The sequence below is a fragment of the Clavibacter sp. VKM Ac-2872 genome, from assembly GCF_015351105.1.
Classification (GTDB): Bacteria; Actinomycetota; Actinomycetes; order Actinomycetales; family Microbacteriaceae; genus Clavibacter.
In genome coordinates this window covers 1394830-1415596 of sequence record NZ_JADKRR010000001.1, presented here as the reverse complement: position 1 = coordinate 1415596, position 20767 = coordinate 1394830, and the positions used below count along the sequence as shown (strand labels likewise).

20 protein-coding genes are annotated in these 20767 nt (G+C 74.3%); 3 read left to right on the top strand and 17 right to left on the bottom strand.

Features of this window, described 5'->3' with window-relative positions; genetic code table 11:
• Positions 1-87 precede the first annotated feature (87 nt).
• Positions 88-1212 (top strand): GNAT family N-acetyltransferase, encoded by a 1125-nt coding sequence (locus tag ITJ40_RS06745; protein ID WP_194666315.1) that lies wholly within the window; start codon positions 88-90, stop codon positions 1210-1212.
• 13 nt (positions 1213-1225) lie between these two features.
• On the opposite strand, the gene ITJ40_RS06740 is transcribed toward ITJ40_RS06745, so the two are convergent.
• The 10 genes from ITJ40_RS06740 to ITJ40_RS06695 form a co-directional block, all read right to left on the bottom strand.
• Positions 1226-2005: a hypothetical protein gene (locus tag ITJ40_RS06740; RefSeq protein WP_194666314.1), complete on the bottom strand. Its 780-nt coding sequence runs from the start codon at positions 2003-2005 to the stop codon at positions 1226-1228.
• Positions 2006-2325: 320 nt separating this feature from the next.
• The gene (gene mutM, locus ITJ40_RS06735) at positions 2326-3261 is read right to left on the bottom strand and encodes a bifunctional DNA-formamidopyrimidine glycosylase/DNA-(apurinic or apyrimidinic site) lyase (RefSeq protein WP_194666313.1); all 936 of its coding nucleotides are present in this window, start codon (positions 3259-3261) and stop codon (positions 2326-2328) included.
• Between the two features lie 6 nt (positions 3262-3267).
• Complete coding sequence (gene rnc / locus ITJ40_RS06730; protein ID WP_194666312.1) at positions 3268-3984, bottom strand: ribonuclease III; 717 nt, start codon at positions 3982-3984, stop codon at positions 3268-3270.
• A 25-nt stretch (positions 3985-4009) separates the two neighbouring features.
• Positions 4010-4213: a 50S ribosomal protein L32 gene (rpmF, locus tag ITJ40_RS06725; protein WP_012298174.1), complete on the bottom strand. Its 204-nt coding sequence runs from the start codon at positions 4211-4213 to the stop codon at positions 4010-4012.
• Between the two features lie 2 nt (positions 4214-4215).
• Positions 4216-4788 carry a DUF177 domain-containing protein gene (locus tag ITJ40_RS06720; protein WP_194666311.1) on the bottom strand — a complete coding sequence of 191 codons (573 nt, stop codon included), beginning with the start codon at positions 4786-4788 and terminating at the stop codon, positions 4216-4218.
• Between the two features lie 19 nt (positions 4789-4807).
• The gene (coaD, locus tag ITJ40_RS06715) at positions 4808-5299 is read right to left on the bottom strand and encodes a pantetheine-phosphate adenylyltransferase (protein ID WP_194666310.1); all 492 of its coding nucleotides are present in this window, start codon (positions 5297-5299) and stop codon (positions 4808-4810) included.
• A 26-nt stretch (positions 5300-5325) separates the two neighbouring features.
• The gene (locus tag ITJ40_RS06710) at positions 5326-7509 is read right to left on the bottom strand and encodes an ATP-dependent DNA helicase RecG (protein ID WP_194666309.1); all 2184 of its coding nucleotides are present in this window, start codon (positions 7507-7509) and stop codon (positions 5326-5328) included.
• On the bottom strand, positions 7506-10043 hold the full coding sequence (locus tag ITJ40_RS06705; protein ID WP_194666308.1) for a DUF3488 and transglutaminase-like domain-containing protein: 2538 nt from the start codon (positions 10041-10043) through the stop codon (positions 7506-7508). The genes ITJ40_RS06710 and ITJ40_RS06705 overlap by 4 nt, the downstream gene beginning before the upstream one ends.
• Entirely contained in the window at positions 10040-11368 is a 1329-nt protein-coding gene (locus tag ITJ40_RS06700; protein WP_370532003.1) for a DUF58 domain-containing protein, read from the bottom strand. The genes ITJ40_RS06705 and ITJ40_RS06700 overlap by 4 nt, the downstream gene beginning before the upstream one ends.
• A 4-nt stretch (positions 11369-11372) precedes the next feature.
• Positions 11373-12287, bottom strand: a complete 915-nt coding sequence (locus ITJ40_RS06695) for a MoxR family ATPase (protein WP_255526456.1) — start codon at positions 12285-12287, stop codon at positions 11373-11375.
• A 323-nt stretch (positions 12288-12610) separates the two neighbouring features.
• Between ITJ40_RS06695 and rsmD the strand changes: the two genes are divergently transcribed.
• Positions 12611-13225: a 16S rRNA (guanine(966)-N(2))-methyltransferase RsmD gene (gene rsmD / locus ITJ40_RS06690; RefSeq protein WP_194666307.1), complete on the top strand. Its 615-nt coding sequence runs from the start codon at positions 12611-12613 to the stop codon at positions 13223-13225.
• Here the strand turns inward: rsmD and ITJ40_RS06685 are convergent.
• On the bottom strand, positions 13222-14307 hold the full coding sequence (locus tag ITJ40_RS06685; protein WP_194666306.1) for a thiamine-phosphate kinase: 1086 nt from the start codon (positions 14305-14307) through the stop codon (positions 13222-13224). The two genes, rsmD and ITJ40_RS06685, sit on opposite strands and share 4 nt — an antisense overlap.
• Before the next feature lie 24 nt (positions 14308-14331).
• On the opposite strand from ITJ40_RS06685, the gene ITJ40_RS06680 reads away from it, so the two are divergent.
• Positions 14332-14844 (top strand): DUF3515 family protein, encoded by a 513-nt coding sequence (locus ITJ40_RS06680; RefSeq protein ID WP_194666305.1) that lies wholly within the window; start codon positions 14332-14334, stop codon positions 14842-14844.
• On the opposite strand, the gene ITJ40_RS06675 is transcribed toward ITJ40_RS06680, so the two are convergent.
• From ITJ40_RS06675 to leuD, 6 genes are all read right to left on the bottom strand, one after another.
• Positions 14801-15700, bottom strand: coding sequence for a glycosyltransferase family 2 protein (locus tag ITJ40_RS06675; protein ID WP_194666304.1), 900 nt, complete (start codon positions 15698-15700; stop codon positions 14801-14803). The two genes, ITJ40_RS06680 and ITJ40_RS06675, sit on opposite strands and share 44 nt — an antisense overlap.
• Positions 15691-16848: a D-alanine--D-alanine ligase family protein gene (locus tag ITJ40_RS06670; RefSeq protein ID WP_228511848.1), complete on the bottom strand. Its 1158-nt coding sequence runs from the start codon at positions 16846-16848 to the stop codon at positions 15691-15693. Before ITJ40_RS06670 ends, ITJ40_RS06675 begins: the two co-directional genes overlap by 10 nt.
• A 2-nt stretch (positions 16849-16850) precedes the next feature.
• Positions 16851-17921, bottom strand: coding sequence for an NAD(P)H-dependent glycerol-3-phosphate dehydrogenase (locus ITJ40_RS06665; protein WP_194666303.1), 1071 nt, complete (start codon positions 17919-17921; stop codon positions 16851-16853).
• Entirely contained in the window at positions 17914-18651 is a 738-nt protein-coding gene (locus tag ITJ40_RS06660) for a 1-acyl-sn-glycerol-3-phosphate acyltransferase (RefSeq protein WP_194666302.1), read from the bottom strand. Before ITJ40_RS06660 ends, ITJ40_RS06665 begins: the two co-directional genes overlap by 8 nt.
• A gap of 128 nt (positions 18652-18779) precedes the next feature.
• Positions 18780-20150, bottom strand: coding sequence for a UDP-N-acetylglucosamine 1-carboxyvinyltransferase (gene murA / locus ITJ40_RS06655; RefSeq protein WP_194666301.1), 1371 nt, complete (start codon positions 20148-20150; stop codon positions 18780-18782).
• A complete protein-coding gene (gene leuD, locus ITJ40_RS06650) occupies positions 20151-20765 on the bottom strand; it encodes a 3-isopropylmalate dehydratase small subunit (RefSeq protein ID WP_194666300.1) in 615 nt (204 codons plus the stop codon).
• Between the last annotated feature and the right edge of the window lie 2 nt (positions 20766-20767).

Sequence of the window (20767 nt, the reverse complement as noted above, 5' to 3'; positions counted from 1 at the left end):
GCGCGGCACGCCCGGTCCGGCGGGCCGCCGCTACCGTGGGAGGGTGCGCGCCGGTCCCGGCGGCGCGCGCCGACGAGGGAGCCGACCATGCCGCACGCCGACGAGCCACGCCCCTTCTCCGTGGAGGAGATCCGCCCGCCCGTGACGGTCGGGGCGGAGGGCTGGGACGACTTCGTGGCCCTCACCGACGTCGTCAACCGCGCGCAGTCGCACGACCTCGGCCACGACGCGTTCGTGTGGCTCCCGCAGGAGCTGATCCCCGACTACGCCGACATCGCGCACGTGCGCAAGCGCCTCTTCGCGGCACGCGTGGACGGCCGGATCGTCGGCCGTGGGCTCCTCTCGACCTGGCTCAACGACCCGACGACCTCCGACGTCGCCGTCTCCGTGCTCCCCGAGCACCGCCGCGGCGGGATCGGACGGGCGCTCCGGGAGCGCCTGGAGCGGCTCGCCGTGGACGAGGGCTGCCGGACCCTCACGGGCTCCACCATGCACCGCGCCGAGGCGAACGGGACGCCCATCCCGTCGCCCACGGGAATCGGCGCGGTCGGCGCCGACGACCCGTCCGCCCGGTTCGTCGTCGACGCCGGCTACCGGCTCGGCCAGACCGCGCGCACGAGCGCGCTCGACACGGTGGATGCGGCCCCGACGCTCGCCGCCCACCTCGCCGACGCGCGCCTGGCCGCGGGCGACGACTACCGCGTCCTCTCCTGGGTGGACGCGACCCCCGAGCACCTGCTCGACGACCTCGCCGTGCTGCACACGCGCATGTCGACCGACGCCCCGCAGGGCGACCTCCCGCAGGCGGAGGATCCCTGGGACGCCGACCGGATCCGCGAGGCCGAGGCGCGCCGCGCGTCCGCGGGCCGCACGGGCCTCACCACCGCGGCCGTGCACATGCCGACGGGACGCCTCGTGGGCTTCACGGAGATCGCCGTCTCCCCCAGCGGCCGGCGCTCCGACGGCCACGCCTACACCTACCAGCAGGACACGCTCGTGCTGGCCGAGCACAGGGGTCACCGTCTCGGCATGCTCCTCAAGGCCGAGAACCTGCTGCTGCTCGCGCGCGAGGCGCCCGAGGCGGACCGCGTCGTCACCTGGAACGCCGACGAGAACCGGCCCATGCTCGCGGTCAACGAGGCGCTGGGCTTCCGGCACGTCGCCACGAGCGGGAGCTGGCTGCGGGAGGTCGCGTCGGCCGACGCCGGCTGAGACGCCCCGTGTCTCACGAGCGTCCTCGTCCGAGTTCCTCACGGATGTCGGGGCTCCAGATCAGAGCACCCCCGGCGTGGACCGCACCGCGCCAATCGAGTCGCTGCCCGCGCCATTCCTCGATGGGCTCCTCGGTCACGAACATCCAGCTATTGGAATCCCTGCGCCACTGCTCATCCGACAACGTCCACGCGCCCAGGATGATGGAAGTCGACTTCTGGACCGCGATGAGACGGTCGACATCCCGCGGGAGGCCCGCGTCGCCAGCGCGCTTCTTGGCGCGACGTGCATACGCCGCCCCCAATCCCCACCACCTCGTGGCGCGCTCGTGGAATATCTCCGCGCCTCGCCCGCCATGCAGCGCCGGGCGCCGGATGCCGTCACCGGCGTCGTCGATGTCGTCGTGGTGCAGGATGACGATCGCGGTCCGCGTCAGCTGGTCATAGCGGACGGAGCCCTCGCGCGCGAACACCGCTGGCGTGAGGTACTTGGACGAGCCGACCTTGGCGATGTTCGTCACGTTCGTGAGGTCCTCCGCACGCTCGTCATCGACGATCACCTCGACGCCGGCGGCGGCGGCGGCGGCACAGATCGCGGCGCTCTCCGCGCGTTCCGCCGACGCTCGATCGGGGAAGGGCTCGCTCGTGATGAAGACCTTCGTGCCGGATTCATCGCGCAATGCGTCCGCGGCCGGGTTGTGATGCCCCCAGACGCGTCCAGGACTGCTCCCGATGCCGATGTAGACCGTCTTGCGACGATCATTCCGGTAGATGTAGAGATATGTGCTCGTCATGATGTATCCCCCATAGGGCGTAGGCGTCGCGGCCGCGTCAGTCTCGAGCAATCGGGCTGCTCGCCGTCGATTCGTCCTCACGCCCGGTGACGATCCGGCCCGGATCGTCGTGAGTGAACCCACGATGATGTCCTCGACTCGGCCCGCTGTCTCCTCGGACCCTATTGCCGCCCCTTCGCACCCCCCAATCCCCCTTTCGAGGCGGGCGCATTCGCCTGCGTCCTCGAGAGCACGCCTTCTCGATGCCGTGTCCGAGAGACGGGGGATCACGCCTTCCGACCACCTCGCCGTGCAGCCGGCGCCCGATCGCGCGGCCGCGGTCAGGCGACGGCGGCGTCCGGATCCGGCAGCACCTGGCACCGCGGGCACAGGTGCGAACCGCGGTTCATGAACGCCTCGCGCACGATCGGCGTCCCGCAGCGTGGGCACGGCTTCCCCTGCTGGCCGTAGGCGTTCAGCGAGTGCGAGAAGTAGCCGGACGCGCCATTGACGTTGACGTACTGCGCGTCGAAGCTCGTGCCGCCCTCGGCCAGCGCCCGCGCGAGCACCTGGCGCACCTCGGCGAGCAGGCGCAGCGCTCGCCCTCGACCGAGCTGATCGGTGGGGTGCGCGTAGTGGATCCGGGCGGCCCAGAGCGCCTCGTCCGCGTAGATGTTGCCGATGCCGCTGACGAGCGTCTGGTCGAGGAGCGCGCGCTTGATCCCTGTGCGCCGCCGAGCGAGGCGCGCGAGAAGGTCGTCGTCGTCGAAGGCCGGGTCGAGGGGATCGCGCGCGATGTGGGCGACCTGCGTCGGCACCAGCGCTGCGCCGGATCCGCGTCCGCCCGCGTGCCCGTCCGGCGTCGCCACGAGGCGGTCGACGGCCATCGACCCGAAGATCCGCTGGTCGACGAAGGCGACCACGAGCTCGCCGTGCACGGGGTGCTCGATGCCCATGCGGATCCGCAGCAGGCCGTCCGGGTCGGAGCCGGGCTCGCGGAGGAGCACCTGCCCGCTCATGCCGAGGTGCGTGACGAGGGCGCGGGGTCCGGTGGCATCGCGTCCCGCGTCGGGCTCGAGCGGCAGCCACAGGAACTTGCCGCGGCGGACGGCGGACGTGATCACGCGGCCCACGAGCAGCTCGACGAAGGCGCCCTCGAGCGGGTCGTGCCGCTTGAGCGAGCGGGAGTCGAGGATCTCGACCCCGGTGATGCGGGAGCCGGCGACCGCCGGCTCGAGTCCGGCGCGGACGACCTCGACCTCGGGGAGCTCGGGCACCGCGGGTCAGGCCGTGGTGCGCGCCTCGAGGCGCGTCCACGCCTCGAGCGCGGCCGTCATCTCGGCCTGCTTCTTGCTGGATCCCTCGCCCGTCGTGCGCACGACGGAGCCCACCGTGACGACGGCGTGGAAGCGCTTGCTGTGGTCGGGTCCGCTGTCGCTCACGTCGTAGACGGGGGCCGGCAGCCCCTGGCGCGCGGCGCTCTCCTGGAGCGCGGTCTTCGGGTCCATGGCGGCGCCGAAGCGCGCGGGGTCCTCGAGCAGCGGCGCGATGAGGCGGAGCACGAGCCCGGTCGCGGCCTCTCCCCCGGCGTCGAGGTAGCACGCGCCGATGATGGCCTCGACCGTGTCGGCGAGGATCGACGACTTGGCGCGACCGCCGGTGAGCTCCTCACCGCGGCCGAGCAGCAGGTGCTCGCCGAGCCCGATGCGGGTGGCGACCTCCGCGAGGGCGACGCTCGAGACGAGGCTGGCGCGCCGCTTGGCGAGCTCGCCCTCGTCGAGGTCGGGGTTCTCGAGGTAGAGCATGACCGTGACGGCCTGCCCGAGGATGGAGTCGCCGAGGAACTCGAGGCGCTCGTTGTGCGGGATGCCGCCGTGCTCGTACGCGTACGAGCGGTGGGTGAGCGCGAGCTCGAGGAGCTCGGGGCTCACGTCCACGGCGAGGAGGCGCCGGAGCGCGTCGCGGTCGCCGTGGACGCGGGATCCCGTGGTGTCGGTCATGTCCGACGTGCCGATCGGGTCGCGACTAGACGTCGGCGACCTTGCGGCCCTTGTACTCCATGTACAGGGGCGTGCCGGCGGCGTCCTCGATCACGCGCGCACGGTGCGGCATGGAGTAGACGACCTTGCCGTTCTCGATGGTCTTGACGAGCGTGGGAGCCTCGGCCTTCCACTGCGAGCGACGCGCACGCGTGTTGGATCGGGACATCTTTCTCTTGGGAACAGCCATGGCTAACTCTCATCTCTCTGCGTTTCGGTGTCGGCGTCTTCACGCGCCGCACCGCTGTCTTCGGAAGCTCGGAAGCCGGACAGGGCTGCCCAGCGCTGATCGATCACGGGCTCCGGTTCGGAGTCCGCCAGGACCAGGCTGATGCCGGGACCCAGATCGAGATCGAGGTCCTCGCCCGGCACTTCGGGCTGGAACGGCAGTGAAAGGACCACCGCATCCCGGATGACCGGCTCCAGGTCCACGTGCTCGTCCTGGACCTGGTAGTCGAAAGCTTCATCAAGACTGTACGCGAATAGCTCCGCGAAATCGACTTGGACACGCTCCTGCATGTCGGCGAGCGTGCGCGCGGACTGCCCGTCGGCCACGGTGTCGACCTCGCCGGTGGCCAGGATCCCGTCGTGCAGGGACTCCAGGCGCACGGTGACGTGCATCTCCCGACCGGCGGGGACGGCGATGAGGCCCTCCCCCATGCGCTCGGGCGTGACGATGGTCAGGTCGAGCTCGCGCATCTCCCCCGGGCGGTGCACGATGTCGTGGACGTGGACCGTGAATGGGGTCTTCTGGAACCTGGACACCCGTAGATCCTACGGGTCGTCAGCCGGCGCGACGGACGGCCAGCGCCCGGGCGACGGCCGCCGGCACGTAGGGCGCCACATCGCCGCCGAGCGCCTCGACCTGGCGCACGAGCGAGCTGGAGACGTGGGCGTGCGCGGGATCCGGCAGCAGCAGCACGGTCTCGACGTCGGCGAGGTCGCGGTTGACGAGCGCCATGGGCGTCTCGTACGTCACGTCGAGCTGCGAGCGGACGCCCTTCACGAGCACGGTCGCCCCCACCTGCCTGCAGTAGTCGACGAGGAGGCCGGCGCCCCAGGAGTCGACGCGGACGCTCGCGGGCAGACCGGCGTCGCGGATCACGCGCTCGATGAGGGCGACGCGCTCCGCGAGCGGGAGCATGGGCGTCTTGCCGGGATTGTGCACGACCAGCACGACGAGCTCGTCGTACAGGCGGGCGGCCCGCCGGATCACGTCGAGGTGCCCGAGCGTGACGGGGTCGAACGATCCGGGGACGACGGCGATCCGCTGCATCCCGCCAGCCTACGGCGGGCGCTCCCCTAGTTCTTGTCGAGGAAGGCGCGCTCCTCGTCGTCGAGCCGGCGGGCGAGCGCGCGGGCGAGCGCCGGGTGGCCATGGAGGTCCGGCGACGCCTCGAGCACGTCGTGGGCGTGCTCGCGCGCGGACTCGATGAGGTCGCCGTCCTGGGCGACCCGCAGCAGCCGGAGGGAGGAGCGACCGCCGGACTGGTTCGTGCCGAGGACGTTGCCCTCGCGGCGGAGCTCCAGGTCGACGCGCGCGAGCTCGAAGCCGTCGAGGGTCGCAGCGACGGCGTCGACCCGCTCGCGCGCCACCGTCTCGGGCTCGGCGTGCGTGACCATGAGGCAGAGGCCCGGCACGCCGCCGCGACCCACGCGGCCGCGCAGCTGGTGCAGCTGCGAGACGCCGAAGCGGTCGGCGTCGAGGATCACCATGGTCGACGCGTTCGGCACGTCGACGCCGACCTCGATGACGGTGGTGGCGACGATGAGGTCGATGTCGCCCGCGGAGAACGCGCGCATGACGCGGTCCTTCTCCTCGCCCGTCATGCGGCCGTGCAGGACGGCGCGGCGGACGGATCCCAGGCGCGGGTGCGCGGCGAGGAGCGCGTCGACCTCGGTGACGGTCGCGAGGGCGGGCCGGGTGGGCGCGTCGTCGGCGTCCTCCGCGGCGTCCTCGTCCTCGGCGTCCGGGTCCTGAGGGTCGATCGCCGGGCACACGACGAACGCCTGCCGGCCCTTCTGGATCTCCTCGGCCGTGCGCTCCCAGACCCGCTCGATCCACCGCGGCTGCTCGTGCAGCGGCACCACGAAGGACGCGATGGGCTGGCGTCCGCTCGGCAGCTCGGCGATGGTGGAGACGTCCAGGTCGCCGAACACCGTCATCGCGACCGTGCGCGGGATCGGCGTGGCCGTGAGCACGAGGACGTGCGGCGGGGTGCCGCCCTTCCGCCGGAGCGCCTCGCGCTGGTCCACCCCGAAGCGGTGCTGCTCGTCGACCACGACGAGACCGAGGTCGAGGAACTCGACGCGGTCGCCGAGGAGCGCGTGCGTGCCCACGACGATGCGCGCCTGACCGCTCACGATGCGCAGCAGCGCGCGCTTGCGCTCCGCGGTCGAGAGCTGGCCGGTGAGCAGGGTGGGCATGAGCTCGGCCGCGAGGTCCACCCCGAGCGACGCCGTGAGCGAGCGCAGGTGCTGGCTCGCGAGCACCTCGGTGGGCGCGAGCAGCGCGGACTGGCCTCCGGAGTCGGCGACCGCGAGCATCGCCCGGAGCGCGACGAGCGTCTTGCCGGAGCCGACCTCACCCTGCACGAGCCGGTTCATGGGCCCGGTGCGCGCCATGTCGGTCGCGATCTCCTCGCCGACCAGCCGCTGGTCGCCCGTGAGCTCGAAGGGCAGCTGGGCGTCGAGCCGGTCGAGGTGGCCGCCTGCGGTCGGGATCCGCGGGGTCGCCGGCAGCGCGCGGGCCGCCTGCCGCCGCTGCAGCAGCGCGGTCTGCAGGACGAACGCCTCCTGGAAGCGGAGCGCGTCCCGGCCGCGCCTCCAGTCGACGTCCTTCTCGGGCCGGTGCACGCCCTCGAGCGCCTCCCGGTACGGGAGCAGGCCGCGCTCGGCGCGCACATCGGCCGGGACGGGATCCTCGAGGTCGTCGACCGCGTCGAGCGCCAGCTCCACGGACTTCGCGACCTGCCAGCTCGCCATGGAGGCCGTGGCCGGGTAGATGGGGATGGGCATCTCGGCCCAGCGGCGCGCGGCCGCGTCGGGCTCGCCGCCGGAGAGCTCCGGGCCCTCGTGCGCGTCGAAGAGCTCGTAGTCGGGGTGGGCCAGCTGGAGCGCGCCGCGGTAGTCGCTGACCTTGCCCGCGAAGATCCCGCGGACGCCCGGCACGAGGTCCTTGGCGCGCCACGCCTGGTTGAAGAAGGTGAGGGTGAGGAAGCCGCGGCCGTCGGTGATCCGCACCTCGAGGATGCTGCCGCGCCGCGCCCGCATGGGCCGCTCGCGCACCTCGCGGACCTCGGCGACGATGGTGGCCTGCTGGTCGACGGGCAGCTCCGCGAGGGCCGTGAGCTCACCGCGGCGGGCGTAGCGGCGCGGCAGGTGCTCGAGGAGGTCGGCGATCGTGCGCAGGCCGAAGGCCTTCTGCAGCACACCCGCGGTGCGGCCGCCCACGACGCCCGCGAGCGCGGCGTCGGATCCGGTCATCCCCCGAGTGTACGAGGGGCGTCCGACGCGGGCGGTCCGGCCGCTGGCCAGTCGTCGGCTCCCTCGTCGGACAGCGGGCGGCGGCGGACGAGCGAGCGCGGGGCGACGCGGGCGAGGACACGGTCGGCGCGGCCGGCGCGGGCGCGCAGGGCGTCGCCGAGCGCGACCAGCGCGGCCGCCTGCGCACCACCGGCCGCCGCGTCCACCGGCACGTCCGCGCGGGCGAAGCGCTCCCGCTCGCGGGCGCCGACCAGGACGGCGACCGTGTCGGCCAGCGACGCGTCGTCACCCTGGAGGCGCCGCCCGAGCTCGCGCGGCGACTCGGTGTCCGGCACGCGGATCCCCAGGTCGACCGCCTGGTCCTCCACCTCGCGCCAGGCCGTGCCCGCCGGGGCGTCGCCCGCCTCGAGCGCGCGCAGCCGACCGGATCGACGGGCACGGCGCAGGAGCGCGGGGGCCGCGAGGAGGGCGAGCACGAGGAGCACGAGCGCGGTCGTGCCGAGGGCGGCCCACGGGATCCGCACGCCCGCGGCACCGCTGGCGCCGGGCGCCGCCGACGTGGTGGGCGCGGGCGTCGTGGTCGGCGTGGCCTCGGTCGGCGCGCTCGGCGTCGCCGACGGCGTGGGCGCGGCGGTCGGCGCGGCCGACGGCTGCGCGTAGGGGGCGGCCTGGCCGCGACCCGGCGTGGGCTCGAACGCGATCCAGCCGATGCCCGAGAAGTACAGCTCCGGCCAGGAGTGCAGGTCGTGGGATCCGACGCGGTAGGTGATGAGGTCGCCGTCGCGCCCGACCTGGTCGCCCGGCAGGTAGCCCACGGCCACGCGGGACGGGATGCCCGCCTCACGCGCCATGATCGCCATCGCCGACGCGAAGTGCACGCAGTAGCCCGAGCGCACGCGGAGGAACTCCCCCACGACGTCGACGCCGCTGCCGTCGTAGCCCTGCTGGACGGGCGCGTCCTCCGAGTAGCGGAACTGCCCGCCCGTGAAGAACTCCTGGAGCGCGAGCGCCTGGTCGTAGGGCGTGTCGATGCCGGCCAGCACGTCGGCGGTCGTCGAGGCGACGATCGCCGGGGTGCCGCTGGGGATCTGCAGGAAGGGCGCGAGGTCGTCGTCGGTCGCGGGGGCGACCCGCTCCAGCTGCGCGCGATCGGGGCGCGGCAGCTCGCTCGTGACGGTGTAGCTCTGGTCGCGGCTGTCGGAGTCCGAGGAGCGGATCGCGAGACCCTGCTCCGACCAGCGCCACGAGCCGTCGAGCCCGGTCACGCTGCGCGGCGCGTACGGGGCGGGCAGCCAGGCGCTCGAGGAGCCCTCGACCTGGACGCGCGCCTCGACCTCCTCGGCCGGCACGTCGGATCCCGCGCCGAGGTCCGGGCCGATCTCGTCGACCGTGTTCCCGTCCGGCGGGCGCAGCGGCGACGGCGCCCACTCGTCACCCTCGAACCGGGACAGCGTGGTGACCTTGAAGTAGAGGGGCGTGAGGGAGGCGGTCGAGTAGCGGAGGGCCTCCACGTCGACGGGGCGGCGGAGGTCGTCTCCGAGGTCGAGGATCGGGTTGACGATGCGCGAGCCGCCGGGGCCGGAGCCGGATGAGGTGGGGAACGTCGCCGAGGTGAGGCCCGGGACGATCGCGGGGGCCACGAGGGAGAGGACGACCGCGGCGCCCGCGAGCGCGCCCGCGGAGGCGAGCGTCGTGCGCGCGGACCCCGCCAGGCGCCCGGGCGATGGCCGGCCGGGTGCGGGCGGTGGGGTGGGCCGCGATCCGCCGAGGATCCCGGATCCGCGCCAGCCGCCCTCCCTGTCCGTCTCGCGCGCGTCGGCGGCGAGCACCGCGAACCACGCCAGCGCCGTGACGGCGAAGGACGCCACCGAGAACTCGCCCACGAGCACGGCGCCGGGGACCGAGACGAGCACGAGGAGCGGGAGCCCGGTGACGGCGGGCAGGCGGAGCGCGTGCGCGAGCACGTCGAGCACGACAGCTAGCGCGCCGACCGCGGCCACGATCACGAAGACGATGGAGGCGAGCGGCGGCACGGGCGCCGACCGCCGGTAGATCTCCCCCGCCGCCTGGTCGCCGACGGCGAGGAGCGTGCGCACGGTCTCCGGGGTGGGGATCACGCCGAGCACGGCGGTGCGGCCCGCGAACACGAGCGTGACGAGGAGCACGAGGACGACGAGCGCGCCGAGCGAGGCGAGCAGGCGCGGCACCCCGAGGGAGCGCAGCAGGGCGGCGGATCCGAGCACGGCGGCCACGACGACGACCGCGAGCAGGAACCACGCGCCCGGCTCGACGAGCAGGTGGAGGCTGGCGGCGCCGGCGAGGAGGGCGACGCCGAGCGCGGCGGTGAGCGGCCAGCGGGCGGCGGCGCGCCCGGCGCCCGATCCGCGGCCATGACGGCCGGGGCCCGATCCGGATCCGTCGCCGCGTCCGCCACCGCGCCGGCCGGGACCGCCGGAGCGCTCCCCCGGCAGGGGGCGCGGCTCGACCGTCCAGTGCTCGCGTCCCCCGAGGCCGACGGCGTCGAGGTCGGTCATCGCGCCATCTCCCCGGTGCGGGCGGCGCGCCAGGCGTCGGCGGGCCGGGTGTCGTCGTCGAGGACGACGGTGCGCCAGCCGGCCTCGCGGAGGATCCGCAGGGCCTCGTGGTCGTCGCGGCCGTCGACGCGGCCCGTGTGCGCGAGGAACGCGACGGCGGGGCGGCAGGCGGCGCCGAAGCCCGCGAGCCGCCGGGCCGCGTCCTCGTCGAGGTGGCCGAGGACGGCGTGCATCGGGACGGCGCGGCGGCTGCGACGCAGGTCGGCCAGGGCCTCCTGCACGCCGTCGCGGTCGGGGTCGACGGCGGCCGGGCGCACCTCGGCGAGGTGGAGGAGCAGGTCGCCCTCGGCCGCGGCGTCGCCGGGTCGGGCGCTGACGGGCGCCTGGCGGTCGGATCCCGCGGCCGTCTCGACCAGGTGCACCGCGTAGCCGCCGCGCTGCAGGTGCACGGCCACGGACGCCGCGAACGCGACGGCGCGCTCGAAGGCCCGGTCGCCGTCCCCGTCGTCGTCGGCGCGCTGCGGGAAGCCGGCCGCGCGCGTGTCGAGGAGCACGAGCGAGCGCGGGCTCGACCGCTGCTCCTCCTGGCGCACCATGAGCTCGCCGTGCCGGGCGGTGGCGCGCCAGTGCACGCGGCGGAGCGGATCCCCCGCCCGGTACTCGCGCGTGCCGAGGTCGTCCTCGCCGCCGTCGGCGCGGCGCTGCACCCGCTCGGACTCGCCCTCGGAGGAGACCTGCCCCCCGGGCTCGGCCTCGAGGTCCGTGAGGCGCGGTGTGACGACGAGGCGGGAGGTGCCTCCCGCGACGTGCCGCAGCCCCATCAGGCGGAACGGATCGTGCTCCTCGACGGCGAGCGGGCCCACCTCGTGGACGCCACGGCGCTCGGGCGTGAGGTCGTAGCGGAGGACGGGACGGGCGGACGACCGACGGGATCCGCGCGCGAGCCCCCGCAGCGACGGCAGCTCGGCCGGCGGCGTGGCGCCCTCGGAGCCGGGCACCAGGTCCAGCACCCACGAGCGCGGCGTCGGCATGGCGCCCGCGTTCGCGACCGACACGGTCACGGTCGTCGCGGTCCCGGACTCGACGACCTGCGACGTGAAGGTGCGCTCGACGTGCAGCCGCACCCGCGCGATCACGAGCCACGCGGCGGCCAGCAGCGGGAGCGCCAGGAGGGCGACGCCGATGAAGACGAACTCGCGGCGCCCCGCGATGAAGGCGCCCGCGAACGCGGCGACCCCGGCGGCGAGCAGGGCGATCCCGCGGAGGGTCGGGTGCGGGACGGCCTCGATGCCGATCCGACGCATCAGGCGCGCGAGGGGCGGCACGGGGTCAGCGCGTCCGTCCGGCGGCGCTCAGCGGCACGGCGGTGGAGGCGACGATCCGCTCGAGGATCTCGACCACGGCGGCCTGGCCCCCACCGCGCTGGCCGAGCGCCCGGCCGGTCGCGACCAGCCGGTGCGCGAGGACGGGCGCGGCGAGGGCGTCGACGTCGTCGGGCAGCACGAAGTCGCGCCCGTCGAGCGCGGCCCGCGTCTTGGCGGCGCGGATGAGCTGGAGCGTGGCGCGCGGGCTCGCGCCGAGGCGGATGTCCTCGTGGCCGCGCGTGGCCTGCACGATGGCGACGGTGTAGCGCGAGACCGGGTCGGAGACGTACACGCCGCGGGCCGCGTGCATCATCGCGTCGAGGTCCTCCGCGTCGACCACGGGACGCAGCTCGTCGAGCGGGCTCACCGTGTCGCGGGAGCGGAGCATGGCGAGCTCCGCGGAGGCGTCGGGGTAGCCCATCGAGATGCGGGCCATGAAGCGGTCGCGCTGCGCCTCGGGGAGCGCGTACGTGCCCTCCATCTCGACCGGGTTCTGCGTCGCGACCACCGTGAAGGGCTGCTGCAGCGGATGCGTGACGCCGTCGACCGTGACCTGCCCCTCCTCCATGCACTCCAGGAGCGCCGACTGGGTCTTGGGGCTCGCCCGGTTGATCTCGTCGCCGATGACGATGTTGGCGAACACGGCGCCCGGCTGGAACTCGAAGCGGTGGTCGGCCTGGCTGTAGACGGAGACGCCCGTGACGTCGGACGGCAGCAGGTCGGGCGTGAACTGGATCCGGTTGACGGTGCAGTCGACGCTGCGCGCGAGCGCCTTGGCGAGCATGGTCTTGCCGACGCCGGGCACGTCCTCGATGAGGAGGTGCCCGCCGGAGAGGAACACGGTGAGCGCCATGCGCGTGGCGTCGTGCTTGCCCGACATGACCCGGTCGATGTTGCCGAGGATGAGGTCGGCGAGCCGGCGCACCTCCTCCAGCGGCATGGCGGCCGCGCCGCGGGCGCCGTCCGACCGGCGCGCGGCGGCGCGGATGCGGGCGGGCGGCTGCGCCGACCCGGCATGCAGGGGAACGGACTCGGACTCGGGACTCGTCACGGAGGTCCTCCAGCGTCGTGGGCGTGTTGGCAGCATACGTCAGCGATCCGGGCGCGTCCGGCCCGCCTCCGGGGACGGACAGGCCGGGTAGCGTGGTCGCCCGTGCACCCCGCTCCGAACGCCGCCGTCCCGCGCCCCGCCGGGCGACCGTCGTGACCCGCATCGTCGCGGGGTTCGCCGGCTCGCTGGTCCTCCGCGTCCCGCGGACGGGCACGCGCCCCACGAGCGACCGCGTGCGCGAGGCCCTGTTCTCCGGGCTCGAGGCCCGCGGCGCGCTCGACGGCGCGCGCGTCCTCGACCTGTACGCCGGATCCGGGGCCCTCGGGCTCGAGGCCGCCAGCCGTGGCGCACGCGAGGTCGTCCTCGTGGAGCGCGCGGTGCCGGCCGCCGCGGTCTGCCGGTCGAACGCCGCCATCGTCGAGCGCGCGGCCCCGCGCGGTTCCGCCCCGCGCATCCGGGTGGCCGCCCAGAGCGTGCGCGCGTTCCTCGCGGGCGACCGCGGCTCCTACGACGTCGCGTTCCTCGATCCGCCGTACGAGGTCGGCGACGCGGAGCTGGCGGAGGAGCTGACCGCCCTCGTGCCGCGGCTCGTCGCGGGCGCCGTGGTGATGGTCGAGCGCAGCGCGCGCTCCGCCGAGCCGGCGTGGCCAGCGGGGGTGGCGCTCGACCGCCGGAAGGCGTACGGCGACACCGTCGTGTGGTGGGCGGTCGCCGGGCCGCCCGACGACGACGACGGATCCGCGGATCCGGCGACTCCCGCGGTCTAGCGCGCCCCGTCCCAGTCGGCGTACGGGTCCCAGCCGCCGAGCGGCGTGCGCGGCCCGGCGTAGGGCACGCCGTCGACCGTCACGGCCGGGCCGTCGGGACCCGGGGCGGCGACCACGCCGATCGCGCGGAACGGATCCGGCAGCGTCGCGTCCGCGGGGAAGGCCGCGACCAGCGCGTGGTCCTCTCCCCCGGTGAGCACGAGGTCGAGCGCCGCAGGCGGGAGGGCCGGGTGCGCGGACGCGACCCGGCGGGCGTCGTCGGCGAGGGCGGCGGATCCGAGGTCGATGCCCACGCCGCTCGCGCGCGCCATGCGGCCGAGGTCGAGGAGGAGGCCGTCGGACACGTCGAGCATGGCGGTCGCCCCGGCGCGTGCCGCGTCGACGCCTGCCGCGAGCGGCGCGATCGGCGACAGCTGCGCCTCGACGGCGGCGGGGTGGGATGCCCGCAGCGCCCGGGCGAGCGCGGCGTCGGGAGCGGGGTCCCCGCCGGGGCCCGCGCTCCTGGCGTGGTCGAAGAGGAGGCGGACGCCAGCGGCGGCCATGCCGAGCGTGCCCGCCACCGCGATCACGTCGCCCGCGCGCGCGCCCGAGCGGAGCACGGGATCGCGCCCCTCGAGGTCGCCGGTGGCCGTCACCGTGATCACGAGGGCGTCCGAGACGGAGAGGTCGCCGCCCACGACGCCGCAGCCGGGCGCCTGGAGCAGGCAGCCCTCGCGCAGGCCGTCGGCGAGGGCCTCGAGGTCGGCCACCGGCGTGCCCGCGGGCGCCGCGATGGCCACCAGGAGCGCGGTCGGCCGGGCGCCCATGGCGGCGACGTCGGCCAGGTTCGACGTCGCGGCCCGACGGCCGAGGTCGTGGGGGGACGACCAGGCGAGGCGGAAGTCGGGTCCCTCGATCATCATGTCGGTCGTGATCACGAACCGGCCGTCGGGCGCCCGCACGACCGCGCAGTCGTCGCCCGGGCCCTCGTCGGCGGCGTCCGACGCCGGCAGGTGCGGCAGGATCCGCGCCAGGGTCGCCAGCTCCCCCGCGCTCCCGAGGGTGGCCGTGTCGCGGGCGGAGGGCGTCCCAGGAGTCGTCACGACTGCCACGGTAGCCTGATCGCGATGACTCCCCGCCGCCCCGCCCGCGCCCTGCTGCGCCCCGTCGCCGCCGCGGCCGCCGCGTGCGGCATCGCCCTCGCCGTCGCCGGCTGCGCTCCCACGGTGTCGCTCGAGGCGGCCCCCGGCGCGACCGATCCGCTGTGCGCCGACGTCGTCGTCCACCTCCCGGCGACGCTCGGCACCGCCCCGCTGCGGGAGACGGATGCGCAGGGCACGGGCGCATGGGGCGACCCGCAGAGCACCGTGATCCTCCGCTGCGGCGTCGCGACGCCCGGCCCCACGACGGACGCGTGCATCAGCTACGACGACGTCGACTGGGTCGAGGACGACTCGCGCGCCCCCGACATCCGCTACACGACCTACGGCCGCACGCCCGCCGTCGAGGTCGTCATCGACTCCACGCAGGCCAGCTACACCGCGCTCACCGACCTCAGCGGCGTCGTCGCGGTCATCCCGCAGACGGCCAAGTGCGTCAGCGCGCAGGACCTCGGGGACGCGCCGCCCCCGGAGGGCTGACCGGCAGGGATCCGGTCGGCACGGATCCCGTGTCCCGACCCCGCCCCGGTGCCGTCGCGCGGTGCATGGCGCGCCGCCAGCGCAGCCACGGCAGCTCGTGCGGCCAGTGCACGGTCAACGACGCCATGCCCCGTCTCATCCGCAGCGGCAGCGTCGACGGTCGCGTGAGCGGCCGCATGCTGATCCCCATTCCGAGGTGGCGGTCGAGCACGATGCGGTGCTCGGGACCGAGGTGCACGGACAGGTCGATGTCGTCGTGCAGGTGCGTGCCCTCGCGGTGCACCTCGTCGCGGACGGCGAGCCAGGCGTCGCGGCGGAGCGCGAAGTTGGATCCGAACAGCGGCGGGTGCCCGAGCGCGAGCGTGACGGAGACGAAGTACGCGCCGAGGTAGGCGACCGCCGCGACCCCGCGGAGCGCCCGGGGCCCGTCGACGAACCGCGCGGCGCCCGTGACGGCGGCGACGTCGGGACGCGCGGCGAGCACGTCGCCGAGCCGCTCGATCCAGTCGGCGGGCGGCACGCAGTCGGCGTCGATCCGGGCGATGACCTCGCATCGCGCGGCGTCGTAGCCGGCGGACGCGGCCGCGGGGATCCCGACGACCTCCTCGCGGACGACGCGCGCCCCGGCCTCGCGCGCCACCTGCGCGCTGTCGTCCCGGGACGCGTTGTCGACCACCACGACCTCGTCGGGCGCGATCGTCTGCCCCGCGAGTGCCTGGAGGCACGCGCGCAGGTGCCCCGCGTCGTCGCGCACGGGGATGACGACGGACACCGTCGGCCGTGCCGCCGGCGCGGGGCGCCCGGGTCGGGCGTCGGGATGGAGGCGGGGCCGGGCGACGGATCGTCCTACGAGCATGCGATCGAGCCCAGGCTCACCGACCGGCAGGGACCGGCGTCATGCGGGAGTGCCATGGGACACCCCGCGAGAGCCACGTCCAGCAGACGCGAGATCAGGTCCGGGTACGGGAGGCCCGAGGCCTCCCAGCACGCGGGGAACATCGAGATGGGCGTGAAGCCCGGCATCGTGTTGATCTCGTTGAGCACGAAGCCGTCGGAGGTGAGGAAGAAGTCCACGCGCGCGAGGCCCCGGCCGTCGACGGCACGGAAGGCGCGGATCGACAGCTCCTGCAGCTCGGCGAGCTGCGCGTCGGTCACGTCGGCGGGGCACACCAGGTCGATGCCGTCCGCGCCGAGGTACTTCGCGTCGAAGTCGTAGAAGTCGCGGCCGGAGACCACGATCTCGCCCGCGACGGAGGCGCTCGGCTCCCGGCCCGGGCCCTCGTCGAGGATCGCGCACTCGACCTCGCGTCCGACGAGTCCCGATTCCACGAGCACGCGGTCGTCCTCGCGGAACGCGACATCGAGGGCGGCGTCGAACCCGTCGGCCGCGGCGACGCGGCTGACGCCCACGCTGGATCCGGCGCGCGCCGGCTTCACGAACGCCGGCAGCCCGAGCGCGGCGGCCCGCTCCCGGACGCCCGCGGCGTCGGCGGCCCACTCGTGGCGCGACACCGTGATCCACGGCGCCACCCGGATCCCCGCCGCCTGCAGCACGGTCTTCGCGTAGTGCTTGTCCATGCCGAGCGCCGAGGCGAGCACGCCGGATCCGACGTACGGCAGGCCGGCGAGCTCGAGCATGCCCTGCACCGTGCCGTCCTCGCCCTGCGTGCCGTGCAGGATCGGGAACACGAGGTCGACCCGGCCGAGGGAGCGCTCGGTGCCGTCCGCGTCGCGCACGGTGGGCTCGCGGCTGCCCGCGTCCTCCGGCCACCGCACGCGCGTGCCGTTGTCGACGACCTCGGGCAGCGCGTCGGCGTCGAGGGCGAGGGCTGACGCGTCGTCCTCCTGGAGGGTGAAGGCACCGGCCTTCGTGATGCCCACCGGGATCACCTCGAAACGCTCCCGGTCGATGGCGCCCAGCACGCCGCTCGCGGTGGCGCAGCTGATGGAGTGCTCGCTGGAGGTGCCGCCGAAGAGCAGCACCACGCGGATCCGTGCGGTCATGGTCACTCCCCCTGGGGCGTGTCGTCGTCGGTGGTCAGGTGCGGGGCGATGTCGCGCGGCGACAGCGTGCCCGCCAGCACCTGCGCCACCTGCTCGACGATCGGCATGAGCACGCCGCGCTGGCGGGCGAGCTCGAGCACGGGCGCGACGGAGGAGAGCCCCTCTGCCGTCTGCTGCATGCTCTTGACGACGTCGGTGAAGCTGTAGCCCTGGCCGAGCAGGCGGCCCGCGGTGTTGTTGCGCGACAGCGACGACTCGCACGTGGCGATGAGGTCGCCGAGGCCCGCGAGGCCCGCGAGCGTCTCGGCGCGCGCGCCGTAGGCCACGGAGAACGCCGTCATCTCGGCCAGGCCGCGCGTGATGATCGACGCCTTCGTGTTCTCGCCGTAGCCGACGCCGTCGACGATGCCCACCGCGACCGCGATGAGGTTCTTGAGCACGCCGCCGAACTCGGTGCCGATCACGTCGGTGTTCACGAACGAGCGGAAGTAGGAGCTGCGGGCGATCGTCGCCACGCGCTCGGCCGTCGCCTGGTCGGCGGAGGACACCACGACCGCGGTCGGCTGCTCCCGTGCGATCTCGAGGGCGAGGTTCGGGCCCGACGCCACCGCGATGCGCTCCGGTCCGATGCCGAGCACCTCGGCGACGACCTCGCTCATCCGGAGCCCGGTGCCCTTCTCGACGCCCTTCATGAGGCTGACGACGACCGCGTCTGCGGGGATGAGGTCACGCGCCGCCTCGAGGTTGGCGCGCAACGTCTGGCTGGGCACCGACACGAACACGTCGGTGGCGCCGGCGAGCACGCGCGCGAGCGACGGGTCGGCCGTGAGGCGCTGCGGCAGGTTGATCCCGGGCAGGTAGTCGCTGTTGCGCTTCGCCTCGGTGATCTCCCGCGCGAGCTCGGGGCGGCGGGACCACATGACGACGTCGTTGCCGCCGTCGGCCATCACCTTGGCGAACGTGGTGCCCCAGCTGCCGGCGCCGAGGACGACGATGCGCCGCCGCTCCCCCGCGTCGGGCTCGGGCGTCGATGCGGCGGGTGCGGGGGTCGGGCGCGCGGTCGCGTCACTCAAATCGGCCGGTCTCCTTCTGGTTCTTCGAGCGGGGATCCCACCGCTCGGTCGGGGCGGTCTCGCCGCGGAGCTCCTCCACGAGCCCGGTGATGGCGGCCATGACGACGGCGGTCGCCTCGGTGAGGGTCGCGGAGTCGAGGCTCCGGTCGCGGAAGCGGTCGAGGTCGACGGGCTCGCCGATGACGACGTGGATCGTCGTCCGCGGGAAGAGCCGCACGCGCTTCGAGTAGCGGCCCATGAGCTGCTGCGTGCCCCAGTGCGCGGCGGGGATCACGGGGATCCCGGCCTGCAGGGCGAGGCGCACGGCGCCGGTCTTGCCGCGCATGGGCCAGAGGTCGGGGTCGCGCGTGAGCGTCCCCTCGGGGTAGACCACGACGATGCGGCCGTCGCGCGCGAGGTCGGAGGCGGCCTCGATGGCCGTCCCGCCGCGGACGCCGCCGTCGCGCTGCACGGGGATCTGCCCGGAGCGGCGGAGGAACCAGCCCACGACCGGCACGTCGAAGAGCGAGGCCTTGGCCAGGAAGCGGGGCAGGCGCCCGAGCTTCCAGGCGACGGCCCCCATCACGACGGGGTCGATCTCGCTGTGGTGGTTGGGGGCGAGCACGTAGGAACCCGTCCGCGGCAGCCGCTCGGGGTGCCGGATCTCGAACCGGACGGCCGCGTTGAGCACCGGCAGCACGAGGGCGGCCAGCACCCAGAAGATCGACGGTCGGGCCTTCTCGTTCGCCATGGATCCTCCGGTCGGGTCGGGTCGCGGTCGTCGTCGGTCGCCCGCCGGGATCCGCCCGACGGAGGGCCGGGCGCGTCCGTCATGGACGCGCCCGGTCGCGGTGGGCGGCGCGGGCACCGCCGGCGAGGCTATCCCTCGTAGGAGAAGTCCGCGCCCAGCTGGCGCAGCTTCCCGATGAAGTCCTCGTAGCCGCGGGAGATGATCCCGACGTTGCTGACGGTGGACCGGCCCTCGGCCGTGAGCGCGGCGATCAGATGGCTGAACCCGCCGCGGAGGTCGGGCACGGTGATGTCGGCGCCGTGCAGGTGCGTCGGCCCGGTGATGACCGCGGCCTGCTCGAAGTCGCGACGCGCCACGCGGCGCTCGTGGCCCTCGAGGCCCTCCTTGTGCACGACGATGTCGGCACCCATCTCGTTGAGCGCGTCCGTGAAGCCGAAGCGGTTCTCGTACACGGTCTCGTGGATGATCGAGACGCCGGGCGCCTGCGTGAGCGCCACGACGAGCGGCTGCTGCCAGTCCGTCATGAAGCCGGGGTGCACGTCGGTCTCGATGACCACGGGCTTGAGGTCGCCGCCCGGGTGGTAGAACCGGATGCCGTCCTCCTCGATGTCGAACGCGCCGCCGACCTTCCGAAAGACGTTGAGGAAGGTCATCATCTCGGCCTGGCGCACGCCGCCGACGAAGATGTCGCCGCCGGTCGCGAGCGCGGCCGAGGCCCAGCTGGCGGCCTCGTTGCGGTCGAAGAGCGCGCGGTGCGTGTAGCCCTCGAGGCGGTCGACGCCCTCGATGAGGATCACACGGTTCGGCTCGACGGAGATGATCGCGCCCATCTTCTGCAGGATCGCGATGAGGTCCATGATCTCGGGCTCGATGGCCGCGTTCTTCAGCTCCGTGATGCCCTTCGCCCGCACGCCCGTGAGCAGCACCTGCTCGGTGGCACCGACGCTCGGGTAGGGCAGCTCGACGTTCGCGCCCGTGAGCCCGTTCGGGGCCGTGAGGCGGATCCCGCTCGGCAGCTTCTCGACGACCGCGCCGAAGGCACGGAGGGCGTCGAGGTGGAAGTCGATGGGGCGGTCGCCGATGCGGCAGCCGCCGAGGTCGGGGATGAACGCCTCGCCGAGGCGGTGCAGCAGCGGGCCGCAGAAGAGGATCGGGATCCGCGAGCTCCCCGCGTGCGCGTCGATGTCCGCCATGTGGGCGCTCTCGACGTCCTTCGGGTCGAGGATGAGGTCGCCCTCCTGCTCGCCCTTGCGGAGCGTGACGCCGTGCACCTCGAGGAGGCCCGAGACGACGCGGACGTCGCTGATGTCGGGCACCGAGCGCAGGAGGCTGGGGCTCTCGCCGAGGAGCGAGGCGACCATGGCCTTGGTGGCCAGGTTCTTGGCCCCGCGGACCTCGATGCGACCGCGCAGCGGGATGCCGCCGTTGATCACGATGGAGTCGGACAGGAGGCCCACCCGCTCCCCCGCCTTCTTGGCGTCGCTGACTAGTGAGTTCATTCAGTTCTCCAGAGCTGCCGGCCGGGCCGGCAAGGTGCGCGGGCGCCATGAGGCCCGATTGTGTTCGAAGGTGGTGATGGCGTCCTCGTCCCGGAGGGTGAGGGCGATGTCGTCGAGCCCCTCGAGGAGCCGCCACCGAGTGTATTCGTCGATCTCGAACGGGACCGTCAGGCCGGGTGCCGTGGCGATCCGCTCGACGAGGTCGACGGTGAGGTCGAGTCCGGGTTCCGCGTCCATCGCGGCCCACAGCCTCTCGACGTCGGCCTCCGTCACGATCCCCGTGAGGAGGCCCTGCTTCCCGGAGTTGCCCCGGAAGATGTCGCCGAACCTCGGGCTGAGCACGGCCCGGAAGCCGTAGTCGCGCAGCGCCCACACGGCGTGCTCGCGGGACGAGCCCGTGCCGAAGTCGGGACCGGCGACGAGGACGGTCGCGCCATCGTAGACCGGCTGGTTGACGAAGAAGTCGGGATCCTTGCGCCACTGGAAGAACAACGCGTCCTCGAAGCCCGTCTTGGTGACGCGCTTGAGGAACTGGGAGGGGACGATCTGGTCGGTGTCGACGTTCGACTGCTTGAGCGGCACGGCGGTGCCGGTGACGCGGCTGATGGGCTCCACGG